This window comes from Streptomyces sp. NPDC051555, from assembly GCF_044454405.1.
Taxonomy (GTDB): Bacteria; Actinomycetota; Actinomycetes; order Streptomycetales; family Streptomycetaceae; genus Streptomyces.
In genome coordinates, this window is sequence record NZ_JBITDP010000003.1 from 353356 (window position 1) to 370121 (window position 16766).

16 protein-coding genes are annotated in these 16766 nt (G+C 73.1%); 8 read left to right on the forward strand and 8 right to left on the reverse strand.

Translation table 11 applies throughout. From position 1 onward, the window contains the following. Window positions 1–18: 18 nt before the first annotated feature. The 4 genes from ACIBEA_RS10050 to ACIBEA_RS10065 are packed head-to-tail and all read left to right on the forward strand — an operon-like array spanning window position 19 to window position 1763. Window positions 19–411: a WXG100 family type VII secretion target gene (locus tag ACIBEA_RS10050; RefSeq protein WP_399259364.1), complete on the forward strand. Its 393-nt coding sequence runs from the start codon at window positions 19–21 to the stop codon at window positions 409–411. A gap of 30 nt (window positions 412–441) precedes the next feature. Further along, window positions 442–741 carry a WXG100 family type VII secretion target gene (locus ACIBEA_RS10055; RefSeq protein ID WP_399259365.1) on the forward strand — a complete coding sequence of 100 codons (300 nt, stop codon included), beginning with the start codon at window positions 442–444 and terminating at the stop codon, window positions 739–741. A gap of 1 nt (window position 742) precedes the next feature. Further along, window positions 743–1078: an RNase A-like domain-containing protein gene (locus ACIBEA_RS10060; RefSeq protein WP_399259366.1), complete on the forward strand. Its 336-nt coding sequence runs from the start codon at window positions 743–745 to the stop codon at window positions 1076–1078. A 10-nt stretch (window positions 1079–1088) separates the two neighbouring features. Then, window positions 1089–1763, forward strand: a complete 675-nt coding sequence (locus ACIBEA_RS10065; protein ID WP_399259367.1) for a contact-dependent growth inhibition system immunity protein — start codon at window positions 1089–1091, stop codon at window positions 1761–1763. Here the strand turns inward: ACIBEA_RS10065 and ACIBEA_RS10070 are convergent. Beyond that, window positions 1760–2329: a dienelactone hydrolase family protein gene (locus ACIBEA_RS10070; RefSeq protein ID WP_399259368.1), complete on the reverse strand. Its 570-nt coding sequence runs from the start codon at window positions 2327–2329 to the stop codon at window positions 1760–1762. The two genes, ACIBEA_RS10065 and ACIBEA_RS10070, sit on opposite strands and share 4 nt — an antisense overlap. 68 nt (window positions 2330–2397) lie before the next feature. Here ACIBEA_RS10070 and ACIBEA_RS10075 point away from each other — a divergent pair, with 68 nt between their 5' ends. Next, on the forward strand, window positions 2398–3468 hold the full coding sequence (locus tag ACIBEA_RS10075; protein ID WP_399259369.1) for a mechanosensitive ion channel family protein: 1071 nt from the start codon (window positions 2398–2400) through the stop codon (window positions 3466–3468). Here the strand turns inward: ACIBEA_RS10075 and ACIBEA_RS10080 are convergent. After that, window positions 3412–4809 (reverse strand): sensor histidine kinase, encoded by a 1398-nt coding sequence (locus ACIBEA_RS10080; protein WP_399259541.1) that lies wholly within the window; start codon window positions 4807–4809, stop codon window positions 3412–3414. The genes ACIBEA_RS10075 and ACIBEA_RS10080 overlap by 57 nt on opposite strands. Window positions 4810–4922: 113 nt before the next feature. Then, window positions 4923–5651 carry a response regulator transcription factor gene (locus ACIBEA_RS10085; RefSeq protein WP_399259370.1) on the reverse strand — a complete coding sequence of 243 codons (729 nt, stop codon included), beginning with the start codon at window positions 5649–5651 and terminating at the stop codon, window positions 4923–4925. A 73-nt stretch (window positions 5652–5724) separates the two neighbouring features. On the opposite strand from ACIBEA_RS10085, the gene ACIBEA_RS10090 reads away from it, so the two are divergent. Both ACIBEA_RS10090 and ACIBEA_RS10095 read left to right on the forward strand, forming a co-directional pair. Next, window positions 5725–6912 (forward strand): UDP-N-acetylglucosamine--N-acetylmuramyl-(pentapeptide) pyrophosphoryl-undecaprenol N-acetylglucosamine transferase, encoded by a 1188-nt coding sequence (locus ACIBEA_RS10090; protein WP_399259371.1) that lies wholly within the window; start codon window positions 5725–5727, stop codon window positions 6910–6912. After that, complete coding sequence (locus tag ACIBEA_RS10095) at window positions 6909–7916, forward strand: SDR family NAD(P)-dependent oxidoreductase (RefSeq protein ID WP_399259372.1); 1008 nt, start codon at window positions 6909–6911, stop codon at window positions 7914–7916. The genes ACIBEA_RS10090 and ACIBEA_RS10095 overlap by 4 nt, the downstream gene beginning before the upstream one ends. A gap of 28 nt (window positions 7917–7944) precedes the next feature. Here the strand turns inward: ACIBEA_RS10095 and ACIBEA_RS10100 are convergent, their stop codons facing one another. The 5 genes from ACIBEA_RS10100 to ACIBEA_RS10120 all read right to left on the reverse strand — a co-directional run bounded on the left by ACIBEA_RS10100 (window position 7945) and on the right by ACIBEA_RS10120 (window position 12840). Continuing rightward, window positions 7945–9537, reverse strand: coding sequence for a Na+/H+ antiporter (locus ACIBEA_RS10100; protein ID WP_399259373.1), 1593 nt, complete (start codon window positions 9535–9537; stop codon window positions 7945–7947). A gap of 341 nt (window positions 9538–9878) precedes the next feature. Beyond that, window positions 9879–10343: a GNAT family N-acetyltransferase gene (locus ACIBEA_RS10105; RefSeq protein WP_399259374.1), complete on the reverse strand. Its 465-nt coding sequence runs from the start codon at window positions 10341–10343 to the stop codon at window positions 9879–9881. Between the two features lie 20 nt (window positions 10344–10363). Continuing rightward, window positions 10364–11305 (reverse strand): RluA family pseudouridine synthase, encoded by a 942-nt coding sequence (locus tag ACIBEA_RS10110; protein WP_399259375.1) that lies wholly within the window; start codon window positions 11303–11305, stop codon window positions 10364–10366. A gap of 84 nt (window positions 11306–11389) precedes the next feature. Continuing rightward, on the reverse strand, window positions 11390–11953 hold the full coding sequence (gene lspA / locus ACIBEA_RS10115) for a signal peptidase II (RefSeq protein WP_354383914.1): 564 nt from the start codon (window positions 11951–11953) through the stop codon (window positions 11390–11392). 131 nt (window positions 11954–12084) lie between these two features. Further along, window positions 12085–12840 carry a TraR/DksA family transcriptional regulator gene (locus ACIBEA_RS10120; RefSeq protein WP_399259376.1) on the reverse strand — a complete coding sequence of 252 codons (756 nt, stop codon included), beginning with the start codon at window positions 12838–12840 and terminating at the stop codon, window positions 12085–12087. 539 nt (window positions 12841–13379) lie between these two features. Here ACIBEA_RS10120 and ileS point away from each other — a divergent pair. Then, window positions 13380–16562: an isoleucine--tRNA ligase gene (gene ileS, locus ACIBEA_RS10125; protein WP_399259377.1), complete on the forward strand. Its 3183-nt coding sequence runs from the start codon at window positions 13380–13382 to the stop codon at window positions 16560–16562. Window positions 16563–16766 lie beyond the last annotated feature (204 nt).

Here is a 16766-nt window from a genome sequence, read left to right on the forward strand (position 1 = left end):
ACAGAACGGGGGACCACCATGGTGGCCAGCGCCGACCTCGACGTGTCCGACGAGGACCTCGACCGGCTCGCGGGCGATCTCGACGCGATGCAGCGGCACCTGGACGGCCAGGTACGACGGATGGACGCGCTCGTCGACCGGGCCGAGGCCCAGTGGAAGAGCGAGGCCGCCACCGCGTACCGCGCCCTGCACCGCGACGTGGCCAAGGACGCCGTACGGATCCGGGAGATCCTCGTCGTTCTCGAAGAGGCCGTCCGGATGAGCCGCGACGGCTTCACCCGGCAGGAGCTGGACACGCTCCAACGCCTGCGCAGGGCCCAGGCGTCGGTGGACGTCGCCGCCGAGGCGCGGGCGCTGTCGGGTGAGGGGCCCCCGAGCACCACGCCCACGAGCAAGATCCTCGACATCTAGCGCTGTGACCCGACCAGGAGGAACCACACCATGCAGGACGGATCCATATCCGTCGATCTCGGCGGGCTGCGCGAGATCGCGGGTGAACTGGAGGACATCCTCCACAAGCTCAACGAGCGCCTGGAGGTCCTCTACGCCCGCACCGAACCGGTCGTCCTCGCCTGGAAGGGCGAGGCCCGGGGCGCCTTCCTCGACGAACTGGACGCGTGGGACCGCCAGATGCAGGACCTCCAGGCCGCCCAGGCGTGGCTGCACTCCCTCGTGAGCACCGGCCACGCCAACTACTCCGCCGCGCAGCGGGCCTCGGTCCGCGGCTGGACGGGAGGCTGAGGTGAGCGCCGCGAACGCGCTCCCCAGTGCCCCCGCCCGGGCCGACCGGGCCGCGAGCTACCCGGACCGGGAGACCGCGCAGTGGGCCACCCAGCAGGTGGTGACGCGCAACGAGCAGCTGATCCACCGCTGGCTCGCCCAGGACACCCGTCGGCGCCTGACCATCGAGGCGGCCTGGCCGTCCCGGCCGCTGCCCGTCGGCCAGGTCCTGCTCCAGGCCATGATGCTGGCCGGCCAGGAGCCCCTCGACGTCCGGGCCGCCCGCGTCGTACTGCGGCGGGACCCGGCGGCCCGACACGGCTTCACCGTCCACGCCACCTTCCCGATCTACCTCTAGAGGCTCCCCCGTGTCCCTGACGCCCGCCGAGCACGACCGGAAGTACGGCGAACTCGACCAGGTCCTGCGCGCCCACATCGGGCACGGCCCGCGCGATCCGCAGGCGCTGACCGGGTACCTCCGCCACGCGTGGCGCACCCGCCCGTGGGCGATCGCCGTCGCGGAGCAACAACTGCGGGAGTACGCCGCGAATCCGCCGGGCCGCGTGCGCGTGCGGCTCGGCGAGTTCTACGCGGCGCCGGACCTCGGGGTGCCCGACGAGGAGCTCCACGACTGGCTGGTCGGGCTCGCCGACCGGCTCGCGGAGAGCCTGGAGAGCGGCCAGGCACCGCCTCCGGCCCCGCCGGCCACCCGCTGGGAGTGGCACGCCCGCTTCCCGGAGCTCGCCCAGCTGCTCGGCGGGTGGTTCTCGCAGGACATGCCGGTCGAGTTCGGCGACCACGCCTCGGCCCTGGCCGACTACCTCGACACCACCGCGCCGGACCTGGTCGCCCGCCTGACGGGCGAGCTGCACGACCTGCTCGCCCTCCCCCTGGAGGAGGACGGGCTCGTGCACGCCGTCACCGCGCTCGGCATGGAGGTGGACCCCCCGGCGCCCTACACCCGCGGCGCCTGGCTCACCGCACTGGCCACCCGGCTGCGGTCACCGCGGGAGAGTGTCCCGGGGGTGTCCGGGACGGCCTAGAGGTCGTCGAGGAAGGCCAGGGCCACCCGCCAGGTCTGCTCGGCGGCCTCCGCGTCGTAGTCCGGCAGGTCCTCGTCCGTGAAGAGGTGGCCCGCGCCCGCGTAGCGGTGGACCTCGACGTCCGCGCCGGCGCGCTGCATCCGCAGGTACCAGGCGGTCAGCCAGTCGTGCGGCTCGAAGGGGTCCGGGTCCGCGATGTGCAGCTGCACCGGCAGCTCGTCGACCGCCGCGTCGTCCGCGATGTCCGAGGTGCCGTGCAGGAGGAGCAGGCCGCGCGCCTTGTCGTCGGCGAAGGCGAGGTGCTGGGCGACCGAGCCGCCGAAGGAGAATCCGGCGTACACCAGACCGCCGTCCGAGAAGGGGGCCGCCGCCAGGACCGCGCGCTTGAGCAGCTCGTCGCGGCCGATCTCCTCCTGGTGGGCCATGCCCTCCTCGACCGTCTCGAACGTACGCCCCTCGAAGAGGTCGGGGACCTGCACCTCGTGCCCGGCGGCGCGCAGCCGCTCGGCGGCGGCGTGCACCGCGGGCCGCAGTCCGTACGTCGAGTGGAAAAGCATGATGTTCATGGGGCAATCGTGCCAGCTCCGCGGGCTCCCGCCCACGACGGGCGCGGTGCCTGGGCTACGGTCGGGACATGGAGACCGTACTGCGCCCGCTGATCGTCGTCGGCGGCTCGGTCGTGCTCACCCTGCTCGCCGGGTGGCTGCTCGACCTCCTGCTGCGCCGGGCCGACGCCCGGCACCGCGAGACCCCGCTGTGGGGGCTGCTGCGGCGCTGCCGTCCGCCGTTCCTCCTGCTGCTGTGCACGGCCCTGCTGCGGGCCTCGTTCCCGCAGGCCCGCGTGCTGGGGGTCTACTGGCCGGCCATCGGCCGCGCCCTGGACCTCGTCCTGATCGGGGCGGCTGCCTGGCTGCTGGTCCGGATCGCGACCGCGGCCGTGGAGACGGTGTACGCGCGCTACGCCGCCGGGGCCACCGACGAGGCCCGGGTCCGCCGGGTCCGTACGCAGGTCACCCTCATCCAGCGGGCCGTGGCGGCGATGGTCGTGGTGCTGGCCGCGGCCGCGATGCTGCTGACCTTCCCGAAGATGCAGGCGGTCGGCGCCTCGATGCTGGCCTCGGCCGGCGTCGTCGGCATCGTGGCGGGCATCGCCGCGCAGTCCACGCTCGGGAACCTCTTCGCCGGACTCCAGATCGCCTTCGGTGACACCGTCCGGATCGGGGACACCGTCGTCGTGGACAAGGAGTGGGGGAAGGTCGAGGAGATCACCCTGACGTTCCTGGTCGTACGGACCTGGGACGAGCGGCGGATCACGATGCCGGTGTCGTACTTCACCGGGAAGCCGTACGAGAACTGGTCGCGCGGCGGTGCGGAGATGACCGGGACCGTCTTCCTGCACCTGGACCACCGGGCTCCGGTCGCCCTGATGCGGGAGAAGCTCCAGGACGTCCTGAAGGAGCACCCCGAGTGGGACGGCCGCTCCAGCGGTCTGGTGGTCACGGACACCACCCCGCACACCATCCAGGTCCGGGCCGTGGTCACGGCGAAGAACGCGGACGACATCTGGACCCTGCGCTGCGCGGTCCGGGAAGAGCTGATCACCTGGCTGGCCGCGGAACACCCCTACGCCCTCCCCCGCATCGCCACCTCACCGGCCACCGAAGCCCCCACCGCCGCCGGGACCGGGACCGGGACCGAAGGCTAGCCGGAACAGCGCCCCGCCCCCCGGCGCCCGCTCCGCCGTGAGCTCCGCACCGTGCGCCCTCGCGATCTGGCGGGCCATGGCGAGGCCGAGGCCCGAGCCGGGGAGGGCGCGGGAGGCGTTGGCGCGGTAGAAGCGGTCGAAGACGTAGGGGAGGTCCTCGTCCGCGATGCCCGGGCCGTGGTCGCGCACGGTCAGCTCCGGACGCCCGCCGGGAGCGGTCAGCTCGACCTCCACCGGCAGCCCCGCCGGGCTGAACTTGGCCGCGTTGTCGAGCAGGTTGGCCAGCAGCCTGCTGAGCCGGGCCGGGACGCCGGGCACCGTGCCCCCGGCCTCCTCCCCGGCCGTGCGGAGGTCCTCGGCCACCCGCAGGGCGAAGGGCACGGCGGGCCAGTGCGTACGGGCCGCCGCCACCCCGTGTTCCAGCAGCGCGGCGAGCCGCACCTGTTCCACCAGCGGCTGCGGCTCCTCGTCCCGGGCCAGCTCGATCAGGTCGTTGACCAGCCCGGTCACCTCCCGCAACTGGCGCCCGAGCGCCCCGCTCGCCCGGGCCCGCTGCTCGGGGGTGAGCCGCTCGGCTCGGGCCAGCAGTTCGGCGTTGGTCCGCAGCGCGGTGAGCGGGGTGCGGAGCTCGTGCGAGGCGTCGGCGACCAGCCTGCGCTGGGCGCTGACGGACTCCTCCAGCTCGCCCAGCATGGTGTTGAAGCTGTGCGCGAGCCGGGTGATCTCGTCCTCCCGCCCGGGCGGCGGCAGTTCGATCCGGTGCCGCGCGTCCCGGGTCGCCGCGATCCGCTCCGCGGTCGCGGTCAGCCGGCTGACCGGCGCCAGCCCGGTGCGCGAGACCCAGTATCCGAGCCCGGCGGCGAGCAGCACCCCGGCCGCGCCCGTCAGGAGCAGCAGGTGGGAGGCGTCCGTGATGCCCCGCTCCACGGTGTCGGCGCGCAGGGCCACTTGGAGTGCCTGCCCGTCCGAGAACCGGGTGGTCAACATGCGCATCGGGTATCCGGCGAAGTAGATGTCCGTGTAGTACCCGGCCCGCGCGCCCGCGGCGACCTTGCGGGTGGCGGGGTCGACCGGCAGCAGGTAGCCCTTCGCCGGGTCCCGGCCCGGATCCTTCGGCACGATCTGCGCGCAGGCGGGCGCCGCGAGGAACCGGCACTCCCCGGCGACGTTCCCCGGCTTCTCCCCCTGCCCGCCCTGCCGGACGAGCGTGGCCGACTGGGTCAGCGTCAGGTCGAGCTGGTGGTAGAGCGCCTCGCGCACGACGACGAAGGCGGCCCCGCAGACCCCGAGCGCGACGAACGCCACGGCGGCGGTGACGGCGAGCGCGAGGCGGGTGCGCAGCGGGCGGCGGCGCCGCCAGGGCGCGCCGCGCCCGCGTCTGCCGCCCCCGGCGGACCGCTGCCCGCGCCCGGGGCCGGGCCCGGGGTCGGCCCCCGGCCCGGACCGCTGCCCGCTCACGCCGTGTCCAACCGGTAGCCGACCCCGTGCACGGTATGGACCAGCCGGGGTTCGCCCGCCGCTTCGAGCTTGCGGCGCAGGTATCCGACGTACACGGCGAGGGAGTTGGAGTCGGGACCGAAGTCGCGCCCCCACACCAGCTCCAGGATCAGCTCGCGCGGCAGCACCTGCCCGGGGTGGCGCAGCAGCAGTTCGAGCAGGGCCGCCTCGGTCCGGCTGAACTCCAGGTTCCGCCCGCCCCGGCGCCCGGTCCGGGTCGCCGGGTCGAGGACGAGGTCGGCGAAGCCGAGCTCGGCGGGCCCGCCGCCCGGCTCCGGCGCGGCCCGCCGCAGCAGCGCCCGGACCCGGGCCACCAGCTCGTCCAGGGCGAAGGGCTTGACCAGGTAGTCGTCCGCTCCCGCCTCCAGCCCGTCGACCCGCTCGCTGACCGAGCCGAGCGCGGTCAGTACGAGTACGGGCGTGCGGTCGCCCAGGGCCCGCAGCTGACGGCACACCCCGAGCCCGTCGAGCACCGGCATCATCACGTCCAGCACGAGCGCGTCGGGCTGCCAGCTCCCGACCTCGGTCAGCGCGGCCAGCCCGTCGGCGGCCCCGCGCACCTCGTACCCCTCGACCGCGAGCCCGTCCTCGACGGCGGCCCGCACCTCCGGCTCGTCGTCCACCACCAGGATCCGCTGCACGCCACCCGCCTGACCGCCCACCTGACCACCCGTCTGACCACTCATAGGACAAAGAGTGCCAAAGACGCCGACGCGAACCTCTTAGAACGTTCTTAGGGCGCACCGGGAGTGTGCGGCCATGACCACACCACTCTCCGTCGTGATCGGTGCGGGCGGCACCGGCGGCCACATCTATCCGGGGCTCGCGCTCGCCGAGGCGCTGCGCGCCGCCGTCCCCGGGGCGGTCATCTCGTTCATCGGGACCGAGCGCGGTCTGGAGACCGAGCTGATCCCCGGCGCGGGATACCGGCTGCACACCGTCGACATGATCCCCTTCGACCCCTCGCTGGGCGCGAAGCGCTACCTGCTGCCCGCGGCCCTGCTGCGCTCGGCGGGCCAGGCCCGTACGGTCATCCGCGCCCAGGGCGCGCAGGTGGTCGTCGGGATGGGCGGCTACCCGAGCGCGCCCGCCGTGCTGGGGGCCAGGATGGCCGGGCTGCCCGCCGTGATCCACGAATCCAATGCGGTGCCGGGCCGGGCCAACCAGTTCGCGGCCCGGCTCACCCCGCACATCGCGGTCGCCTTCGACCGCAGCCGCGCCCACCTGTCGGGCGGCGCCCGGGCGCTGACCACCGGAATGCCGATCTCCGCGGCGCTGGCCGCCCTGGCGCGGCTGGACCGCCCGGCGCGCGACGCACTGCGGTTCGAGGCGCGGCGGGCGCTGCGGGTGCCCGCCGGGCGCCGGCTCGTGGTCTTCAACGGGGGCAGCCTGGGCGCCGTACGCCTGACCGGGGCCGCGACGGCACTGGCCGGGCTCTGGCAGGACCGGGACGACGTGCAGCTGCTGGTCAAGACCGGGCCGAAGGCGCTGCCCGGGGCGCTCGCGGAGCTGGCGGCGAGCGGCGGGCACCGGATCGCGCGGGCCGTTCCGTACCTGGACCGGATGGACCTGGTCTACGCGGCGGCGGACCTGGTGGTGTGCCGGGCCGGTTCGGCGACCGTCGCGGAACTGGCCGCGACCGGGGTCCCGGCCGTGCTCGTGCCCTACCCGCACGCTCCCGGCGACCACCAGACGCACAACGCCCGGGTGCTGTCGGACGCGGGCGCGGGCCTGCTGCTGGCCGACGCCGACACCACGGCGGACCGGCTGGCCTCACTGGTCGGGCCGCTGCTCGGCGATCCGGCCCGGCTGGGCGCCATGGCCGGCGCCGCCGCACCCGGTCCGCACGCCCGGGCCGCCGAACTCCTGGCCGCCGAGGTCCTGCGCGTCTGCGGCCTCCCCCTGCCCTCCCCCTCCTCCATCCCCTCCCACCTGGAGCACGCATGACGACCGAGGACACGAACTGGACCGGCCGGACCGTACTGGTCACCGGAGCGGAGGGCTTCATCGGCTCCACGCTGGTGGACCTGCTGGTGGCGCGGGGCGCCCGGGTGCGGGCCTTCGTCCACTACAAGCCGTACGCCGACAAGGGCCACCTGGCGCGCTACCTCGCCGATCCGGACGGGCCGGTGGAGATGTGGGCGGGCGACGTCCGCGACGCGGGACGGGTCAGCGACGCGGTGGCCGGGTGCGACACCGTCTTCCACCTGGCCGCGCTGATCGGGATCCCGTACAGCTACGTCTCGCCGGGCGCCTACGTCCAGACGAACGTGACCGGCACCGAGAACGTCGCCGAGGCCTGCCGCCGGCACGCGGTGCGCCGCCTGGTGCACACCTCGACCAGCGAGGTGTACGGGACCGCGCTGACCGCGCCGATCTCCGAGGGCCACCCGCTCCAGCCGCAGTCGCCGTACTCCGCGTCGAAGATCGGCGCCGACATGATGGCGCTCTCCTTCCACCACGCCTTCGAACTGCCCGTGACGGTGGTGCGCCCCTTCAACACCTACGGCGCACGGCAGTCGGCGCGGGCCGTGATCCCGGCGATCCTGGCGCAGCTGCACTCCGGGGCCCGGGAGGTCCGCCTCGGCTCGCTGACCCCGACCCGGGACTTCACGTACGTGACGGACACGGCCGAGGGGTTCCTCGCGGTCGCGGAGTGCGACCGGGCGCTGGGCGAGGTGGTCAACCTCGGCTCCGGGCAGGAGATCTCCATCGGGGAACTCGCCGCGGCGCTGATCACGGCCTCGGGACGGGACGCGGAGGTCGTGGTCGACCCCGCGCGCCTGCGCCCGTCGGGCAGCGAGGTCCAGCGGCTGCTGTCGGACAACTCCAGGGCGAAGGAGTGGGCGGGCTGGCGGCCCCGGGTCTCCCTCACCGAGGGCCTGGCCCTGACCTCGGACTGGATCGCGGACCACCTGCACCTCTTCGCCCCGGACCGCTACCAGGTGTAGGGCCCGCGTGGCCGGCGGGGACCACGGCTCACGGGTTGCGCAGGCTGCGGACGTCCAGGTGGCGCAGGACCCGGTCGACGATCTCCGGATCGGCGCCGGGTTCGCTGCGCGCCGCCAGGACCTCGTGGCGGGCGGCGGACATCATCTCCCGCTGGATGCGCTGGACGTCCCGGATCCGCTCCACCCGCTTCGCGTACGCCTCGCGCCGTTCCTCGTCGACCATGTCGGGGCTGATCCTGGCGCCGACGTCGTAGGCCCGCCGGTGCAGCTGTTCGAGCAGTTCCTCCGGCAGCTCCTCCATCTGCTCGATCTCCTTCAGCCGCTGCTTGGCGGCCTTCGCGGCGCGGATGGCGAGGGCGCGCTCGTAGTCCCGCTCCGCGTCCACGTCCGCCTCCACCCCCAGGCGGCGCACCAGCCACGGCAGGGTCAGCCCCTGGAGCACCAGCGTCACCATGATCACGGCGAAGGCGATGAAGACGATCTCCTCGCGGGCCGGGAAGGGGCTGCCGTCGTCGGTCTTGTACGGGATGGCCAGGGCCAGCGCCACCGAGGCCACCCCGCGCATCCCGGCCCACCACATGACCACGCTCTCCCGCCAGGTCAGCGGGATCTCCTCGTCGACGTCACGCCGGTCGTGCAGCTTCTGCGCCAGCCAGGACGCGGGCATCAGCCACAGCAGCCGGACCCCGACCACGACCGCGATGACGGCCGCCGCCCAGCCGACCATCGCCCACTCGCGGCCCGACGCCGTACCGAAGACGTGGTGCAGCTCCAGGCCGATCAGCCCGAAGGCCACGCCGGTGACCAGCATGTCGACGACTTCCCAGAAGGTGTGCCCGGCGAGCCGGCCGAGCACGTCGTCGGCGTCCGTGGCGTACTCGGCCAGGAACAGCGCGGTGGTCAGGACGGCCAGCACGCCCGAGCCCTGGAGCTCCTCGGCGACCACGTAGGCGACGAAGGGCACCAGCAGGGTCAGGCCGATCTGCAGCGTGGCGTCGCCGAGCCGCCCCATGAGCCGGTTGGCGGCCCAGCCGAGCGCCAGCCCGACGGCGACGGCGACGACCGCGGACAGCACGAACTCGCCGAGCGCGGCCGGCCAGGAGAAGCTGCCGCCGACGGCCGCGGCGATGGCCACGTGGTAGAGCACGATGGCGGTCACGTCGTTGAAGAGCCCCTCGCCCTCCAGGATCGACACCATTCGGCGGGGCAACCCCAGCGCGCCCGCGACGGCGGTGGCCGCGACCGGGTCGGGCGGGGCCACGAGCGCGCCGAGCGCGACGGCGGCGGCGATCGGCAGCCCGGGCACGACGGCGTGCGCGACGGCGGCCACGGCGGCGGTGGTCACGAAGACGAGCGCCACCGCGAGCAGGAAGATGGGCCGGATGTTGGCCGCGAACTGCCGCCAGGAGGTCCGCTGCACCGAGGCGTAGAGCAGCGGGGGCAGCACGAGCGGCAGGATGTAATCGGGCGGGATGTCGACGTTCGGCACGACCGGCACGAGCGCCAGCACCACCCCGCCGATGGTCATCAGCACCGGCGCGGGCAGCCCGAGCCGATCGCCGAGCGGCACGGAGACGACGGCCCCGAGCAGGAGCACGAAGAGAAGGGCGAGCTGGTCCACTCCCTCACCCTGCCGCATCACACCCCGCGACGCCCTCAGGCATGCGGACCCAAACCTGTGGCCTCGGTTACCCCCCGGCCCGCCGCCCGCGACTCACTCCGCCTCCGGCGGCGCCTCAAACGCCGGCGGGGCTGATTTCAGCCCGGCGAGGCTGAATTCCAGCCCGCCCGGCGATTGAGGGCACCCGGCACCGGGCCCGCCCGATCCGGCTCGCCGACACCATCAAGCCCCGCCGGCGTTTGAGGCGCCGCCGGAGGCAAGGTCCGCCGCCCGAGGCGGGATCGGCCCCGCCCTAGGCGAGATCAGCCCGCCCGGCGATTGAGGGCGATAACCCGGAACGGCTAGCGCAGCGCCCGCCGCATCGACCTGTGCGGCATCCCCGCATCGTCGAACTCCGGCCCGTACGCCACGTACCCGAGCCGCTCGTAGAACCCGAGCGCATGGGTCTGCGCCCCGAGATCCACCGCGCCGAGCCCCATCCGCAGCGCCTCCGCCTCGATGGCCCGCACCAGCGCCGCGCCGACGCCCAGCCCGCGCGCGGCCTTCGTCACGGCCAGCCGGCCGAGCGAGCCCACGTCCGGGGAGCCGGTCTTGCCGACCGCGGCCGCGCCGTGCAGCAGCCGCCCGGTGCCCAGCGGACCCTGCGGCCCCACCGCCAGGACGTGCACCGCACCCGCGTCGTAGGCGTCGTACTCCAGCGACTCCGGCACGGACTGCTCGATCACGAAGACCTCGGTCCGCACCGCGAAGCAGGCCGCGCGATCGGCCTCCGACGCCACGACCCGGACCTCGTACCCCGCGTCCACGGAACCGCCCCCCGGCACGCTCACTCGCTCTCGGCGCGGATCACGTCCAGCGCGTGCTGCAGGTCGGCCGGGTAGGTGCTCTCGAACTCGACCCACTGGCCGTCCGCCGGGTGCTCGAAGCCGAGCCGCACCGCGTGCAGCCACTGCCGGGTCAGCCCCAGCCGCTTGGAGAGGGTCGGGTCGGCGCCGTAGGTGAGGTCGCCCACGCAGGGGTGCCGGTGCGCCGACATGTGCACGCGGATCTGGTGCGTACGGCCGGTCTCCAGCTTGATGTCCAGCAGCGAGGCCGCCCGAAACGCCTCGATGAGGTCGTAGTGGGTGACCGAGGGCTTGCCCTCCTGGGTCACGGCCCACTTCCAGTCCGAGGACGGGTGCCGGCCGATGGGGGCGTCGATGGTGCCGCTCATCGGGTCCGGGTGGCCCTGGACCAGCGCGTGGTAGCGCTTGTCCACGACGCGCTCGCGGAACTGCTGCTTGAGGGAGGTGTAGGCGCGCTCGGACTTGGCGACGGCCATCAGGCCGGAGGTGCCGACGTCGAGGCGGTGCACCACGCCCTGGCGCTCGGAGGCGCCGGAGGTGGAGATCCGGTACCCGGCCGCGGCGAGGCCGCCGATGACGGTGGTGCCGGTCCAGCCGGGGCTGGGATGGGCGGCGACGCCCACGGGCTTCATGACGACCACGATGTCGTCGTCGTCGTGGACGATCTCCATGCCCTCGACGGGCTCGGCCACCAGCTCGATCGGGCGCGGCGGGGCGGGCATCTCGACTTCGAGCCAGGCGCCGCCGTGCACCCGCTCCGACTTCCCGACGACGCTGCCGTCGACCGACACCTTCCCGGCCGAGGCAAGCTCGGCCGCCTTCGTCCGGGAGAACCCGAACATACGGGCGATGGCGGCGTCGATGCGCTCGCCTTCGAGGCCATCGGGCACGGGCAGGGTTCGGATCTCGGGAATCGTACTCACCCGTCGAGTATGCCGGACGAGACCGCACACCCGTTCCGCGATCATGCTCGGGGCGGCCCCCGCCACGCCCCGGTCGGCCCCCGGTCAGTCCTTGTGGACGGTGCCGTCCGGGTCCAGACCCTTGAAGGACAGCAGCACGATCAGGATCCCGCCGCACACGATCGCCGAGTCGGCGAGGTTGAAGACGGCGAAGTGCGCGGGCGCGATGAAGTCGACGACGGCGCCCCGGAAGACCCCCGGCGACCGGAAGATCCGGTCGGTGAGGTTGCCGAGCGCGCCGCCCAGCAGCAGGCCGAGGGCGATGGCCCAGGGCAGGCTGTACAGCTTGCGGGCCAGGCGCACGATCACGACGATCACACCGGCCGCGATGCAGGTGAAGATGATCGTGAAGGCCTCGCCGAAGCCGAAGGCCGCGCCGGGGTTGCGGATGGCGTCGAGCTTGAGCAGGTCGCCGACCAGCCGGATCGGCGCCTGGTGCTCCAGCTTCGCGACCACCAACATCTTGCTGCCGAGGTCGAGGAGGTACGCGAACACCGCCACGATGAGCAGCGCCGCGATCCGGCGGTGCCCCTTGGGCTGCTCGGACTCCGGCTGGGGAGTGTCGTCCCCGACCTCGGGCGTACCGATGATGCGCTCCGCCTCTGTCACGTGAGTCCCTCGAACTAGCTCGACCAGGAAGCTGCCAGGCTCCCGGGGACCCTGAACAGAACAAGAGGGTACGTCAGGCACCCCTTCCCGCGCCGCCCCAGGCCGCCCCGATCACGAGGGCCGCCCGCGGGCTAATGGCGGCGCTCCTGCTTCTGCTTGCACTCGACGCACAGCGTGGCCCGCGGGAACGCCTGCATCCTGGCCTTGCCGATGGCCTTCCCGCAGTTCTCGCAGAGCCCGTAGGTGCCCGCCTCCAGGCGCTCCAGGGCCCGCTCGGTCTGCTCCAGCATGTCGTGCGCGTTGGCGGCGAGGGCCATCTCCGACTCGCGGGTGATGTTCTTGGTCCCCGTGTCGGCCTGATCGTCGCCCGCGCCGTCGCCGGAGTCCCGCATCAGGCCCGAGATGGCCTGCTCGGAGGCGGCCAGCTCGCCGCGCAGCCGCAGCACCTCCGAGGTCAGCTCCGTACGGGCCTCCGCGGCCTCCTGCGGGGTCCACGGTTCCTCGCCCGGTCGTACGGCGAGGCCGCCCGGCTCGGTCGCGGCCGCGGTGGCCGCGGCGCGCGTCTTGGGCAGGCCGCTCGTCGCGGCCGTGGCCGTCTTCCTGGCCGTGCCCGTGCTCTTCTTGGCAACCACTTTCCCGGCTCCCGTCTCTTCCGCGGCCGGTGCGGCCGAGGCCTTCTTCGCGGACGTCCTGGCGGTGCTGGTCCTGGCGGTGCTCTTCTTGGCGGTGCTGGTCCCGCTCGTACCCGTTCCGGCCGTGCTCTGGGCGGCCGCGACCTTCTTCGCGGCCCTCTTCACCGGCTGCACCGAATTCACCGGCTGCACCGGTTCCGCGGACGCCTCGTTCACTGACGCCGTCTTCTTCGCGGCGGTCTTCTTCGCCACCATGGCCGCGACCCCTTCACATACTGTGATATTGCACGCGAATCGTGGTGGGACGATAAATCGACTTCGGCTCCGCGGCAACGGGGCACGCGTCGGCCGAGGCCGACTGCATCCGTTGTGCCCAGCTCCGGGCCCGATAATCCGGTCCTACCGGCGCGCCGGAGCCCGGGCGGGCGCGTCAGCCCGTTCGGGTCAATTCCACGCCCCCCTCGCGCCCCCCGGAAACCGGTCTGCCGAGCGGCCCCCCGGCCCGTACACTGGGCCCAGCGAAAGGCATGGATGGGGACGAGTAGCGTCGGACGCAGCCAGGAGCGACCCGGGGACGGTGAGAGCCCGGGGGCGAGCGCGATGCGAAGGATCACCCCGGAGCCGCCGGAAGAAAGTCCGCAGGTGCCCCCGGGCACCGGCAGGGCGACTAGACCCGGCTCGCACCCCAATGAGGGGGTCGTCGGATCCGTCCGAGGGCCAAGGAGGGTGGTACCGCGGGAGCGCTGCTCTCGTCCCTCCGACGGAGATCTCACGCCGCCGGAGGAAGACGCCTCATGACCACCCCGCCGCAATACCGCCAGGTGCCCGCTCAGGTGGACCTGCCCGCCCTGGAACACGCCGTCCTGGACTTCTGGCGCGAGAACGACACCTTCGCCAAGACCCTGGCACAGTCCGAGGGCCGCCCCGAATGGGTCTTCTACGAGGGCCCGCCCACCGCCAACGGCATGCCCGGCGCGCACCACATCGAGGCCCGCGTCTTCAAGGACGTCTTCCCCCGCTTCCGCACGATGCGCGGCTACCACGTGGCGCGCAAGGCGGGCTGGGACTGCCACGGCCTGCCCGTCGAACTGGCCGTCGAGAAGGAACTGGGCTTCAACGGCAAGAAGGACATCGAGGCCTACGGCATCGCCGAGTTCAACGACAAGTGTCGTGACTCGGTGACCCGCCACACCGACGCCTTCGCCGAGCTCACGACCCGCATGGGCTACTGGGTCGACCTCGACGACGCCTACGTGACCATGGACCCCGAGTACATCGAGTCCGTGTGGTGGTCGCTCAAGGAGATCTTCAACAAGGGCCTGCTGACCCAGGACCACCGGGTCGCCCCCTGGTGCCCCCGCTGCGGCACCGGCCTCTCCGACCACGAGCTGGCCCAGGGCTACGAGACGGTCGTCGACCCCTCCGTCTTCGTCCGCTTCCCGCTGACCAGCGGCCCGCTCGCCGGTCAGGCCGCCCTGCTGGTGTGGACGACCACCCCGTGGACCCTGGTGTCGAACACCGCCGTGGCCGCGCACCCCGAGGTCACCTACGTCGTCGCCTCCAACGGCGACGAGCGGCTCGTCGTCGCCGAACCGCTGCTGGAGAAGGCGCTGGGCGAGGACTGGGTCACCACCGGCGAGTCCTTCACCGGCAAGGAGATGGAGCGCTGGACCTACCAGCGCCCCTTCGACCTCGTCGAGTTCCCGAGCGTCAGCGAGGGAACCGATGGAGGAAGCCCCGGGCCCGTCGCCCACTACGTCGTGAACGCCGAGTACGTCACGACCGAGGACGGCACCGGTCTGGTCCACCAGTCCCCCGCCTTCGGCGCCGACGACCTCGCGGTCTGCCGCTCGTACGGCCTGCCGGTCGTGAACCCGGTCCGTCCCGACGGCACCTTCGAGGAGGACGTCCCGCTGGTCGGCGGCGTCTTCTTCAAGAAGGCCGACGAGAAGCTGACCGCCGACCTCGACGCGCGCGGCCTGCTCTTCAAGCACATCGCCTACGAGCACAGCTACCCGCACTGCTGGCGCTGCCACACCGCACTCCTCTACTACGCGCAGCCGTCCTGGTACGTCCGCACCACCGCCGTCAAGGACGCGATGCTGCGGGAGAACGAGAAGACGAACTGGTACCCGGACTCGGTCAAGCAGGGCCGCTTCGGCGACTGGCTGAACAACAACATCGACTGGGCGCTGTCCCGCAACCGCTACTGGGGCACCCCGCTGCCGATCTGGCGCTGCGAGGAGGACCACCTCACCTGCATCGGCTCCCGTGCGGAGCTGAGCGAGCTGACGGGCACGGACCTCTCCGACCTGGACCCGCACCGCCCGTACATCGACGACGTCACCTTCCCCTGCACGGCGGAGGGCTGCACCCTCACCGCGGTCCGCGTGCCCGAGGTCATCGACGCCTGGTACGACTCGGGTTCGATGCCGTTCGCGCAGTGGGGCTACCCGTACAAGAACAAGGAGATCTTCGAGAAGCGCTACCCGGCGCAGTTCATCTCGGAGGCGATCGACCAGACCCGCGGGTGGTTCTACACCCTGATGGCGGTCGGCACCCTGGTCTTCGACAAGTCCTCGTACGAGAACGTCGTCTGCCTGGGCCACATCCTGGCCGAGGACGGCCGCAAGATGTCCAAGCACCTGGGCAACATCCTCCAGCCCATCCCGCTCATGGACCAGCACGGCGCCGACGCCGTGCGCTGGTTCATGGCGGCGGGCGGCTCCCCGTGGGCGGCGCGCCGCGTCGGCCACGGCACGATCCAGGAGGTCGTGCGCAAGACCCTCCTCACGTACTGGAACACGGTGGCCTTCCAGGCCCTGTACGCCCGTACGTCGAACTGGGCGCCCAGCGCCGCGGACCCGGCCCCGGCCGACCGCACGGTGCTGGACCGCTGGCTGCTCTCCGAGCTGCACACGCTGACCCGCGAGGTCACCGAGGCACTGGAGGCGTATGACACGCAGCGGGCGGGCAAGCTGCTCTCCTCCTTCGTGGACGACCTCTCCAACTGGTACGTGCGGCGCTCGCGCCGCCGCTTCTGGCAGGGCGACGCGGCCGCGCTGCGGACCCTGCACGACGTGATCGAGACGGTCACCCGGCTGATGGCCCCGCTGACCCCCTTCATCACGGAGCGGGTGTGGCAGGACATGATCGTGCCGGTGACCCCGGACGCCCCGCAGTCGGTGCACCTCTCCAGCTGGCCGGAGTCGGACGCCGCGCAGGTCGACGCCTCGCTCTCGCAGCAGATGCTGCTGGTGCGCCGGCTCGTCGAGCTGGGCCGGGCGACCCGCGCCGAGTCGGGCGTCAAGACCCGCCAGCCGCTGTCGCGCGCGCTGGTCGGCGTCGTCGGCTTCGACGCGCTCGCGCCGGAGCTGCACTCCCAGATCACGGAGGAGCTGAACGTCTCCTCGCTGGCCTCCCTGTCGGAGGTCGGCGGGTCCCTGGTGGACACGACGGCGAAGGCGAACTTCCGGGCGCTGGGCAAGCGTTTCGGCAAGGGCGTGCAGGACGTCGCGAAGGCGGTGGCGGCGGCCGATGCGGCGGCGCTGTCGCTGGCGCTGCGGTCCGGTACGGCCGAGGTCGAGGTGAACGGCGAGACGGTGGCGCTCACCCCGGAGGAGGTCATCATCACGGAGACCCCGCGCGAGGGCTGGTCGGTGGCCTCCGACTCCGGCGCGACGGTCGCGCTGGACCTGGAGATCACGCCGGAGCTGCGGTTGGCGGGCCTGGCCCGTGACGCGATCCGGCTGATCCAGGAGGCCCGGAAGAACTCCGGCCTCGACGTGGCCGACCGGATCGCCCTGCGCTGGTCCTCCACGGACCCGGAGGTCGTGACGGCCCTGACGGACCACGCCGGTCTCATCGCGGACGAGGTCCTGTCGACGGACTACGCCTCCGGCGAGGCGGACGCCACGTACGGCGACCCGTTCGAGGACGAGCCCCTGTCCCTGACCTTCCGCCTCCGCAAGGCATAACCCCCCGCCCCACCGTGGCCCGGCCCTCCCCCCGGAGGCCCGGGCCACACCCGTACCCGGCCCGCCCCACTCGCCCTCACCCCCCGGGCGGCTCTCGCCTCCGGCGGGGCCCTCAATCGCCGGGCAGGCTGGATGTGCCACCCCGGGCCCGCGGACAACACCTGGGCGCCGCCCCCTCCAGCCCCGCCGGCGATTGAGGCGCCG

Excerpts from the sequence above, each read along its gene's own strand:
- ACIBEA_RS10075 (WP_399259369.1), top strand. The coding sequence starts at position 2,398 with ATGGAGACCGTACTGCGCCCGCTGATCGTCGTCGGCGGCTCGGTCGTG.
- ACIBEA_RS10070 (WP_399259368.1), bottom strand. The coding sequence starts at position 2,329 with ATGAACATCATGCTTTTCCACTCGACGTACGGACTGCGGCCCGCGGTG.
- ACIBEA_RS10085 (WP_399259370.1), bottom strand. The coding sequence starts at position 5,651 with ATGAGTGGTCAGACGGGTGGTCAGGTGGGCGGTCAGGCGGGTGGCGTG.
- ileS (WP_399259377.1), top strand. The coding sequence starts at position 13,380 with ATGACCACCCCGCCGCAATACCGCCAGGTGCCCGCTCAGGTGGACCTG.
- ACIBEA_RS10090 (WP_399259371.1), top strand. The coding sequence starts at position 5,725 with ATGACCACACCACTCTCCGTCGTGATCGGTGCGGGCGGCACCGGCGGC.
- ACIBEA_RS10095 (WP_399259372.1), top strand. The coding sequence starts at position 6,909 with ATGACGACCGAGGACACGAACTGGACCGGCCGGACCGTACTGGTCACC.
- ACIBEA_RS10050 (WP_399259364.1), top strand. The coding sequence starts at position 19 with ATGGTGGCCAGCGCCGACCTCGACGTGTCCGACGAGGACCTCGACCGG.
- ACIBEA_RS10120 (WP_399259376.1), bottom strand. The coding sequence starts at position 12,840 with ATGGTGGCGAAGAAGACCGCCGCGAAGAAGACGGCGTCAGTGAACGAG.
- ACIBEA_RS10055 (WP_399259365.1), top strand. The coding sequence starts at position 442 with ATGCAGGACGGATCCATATCCGTCGATCTCGGCGGGCTGCGCGAGATC.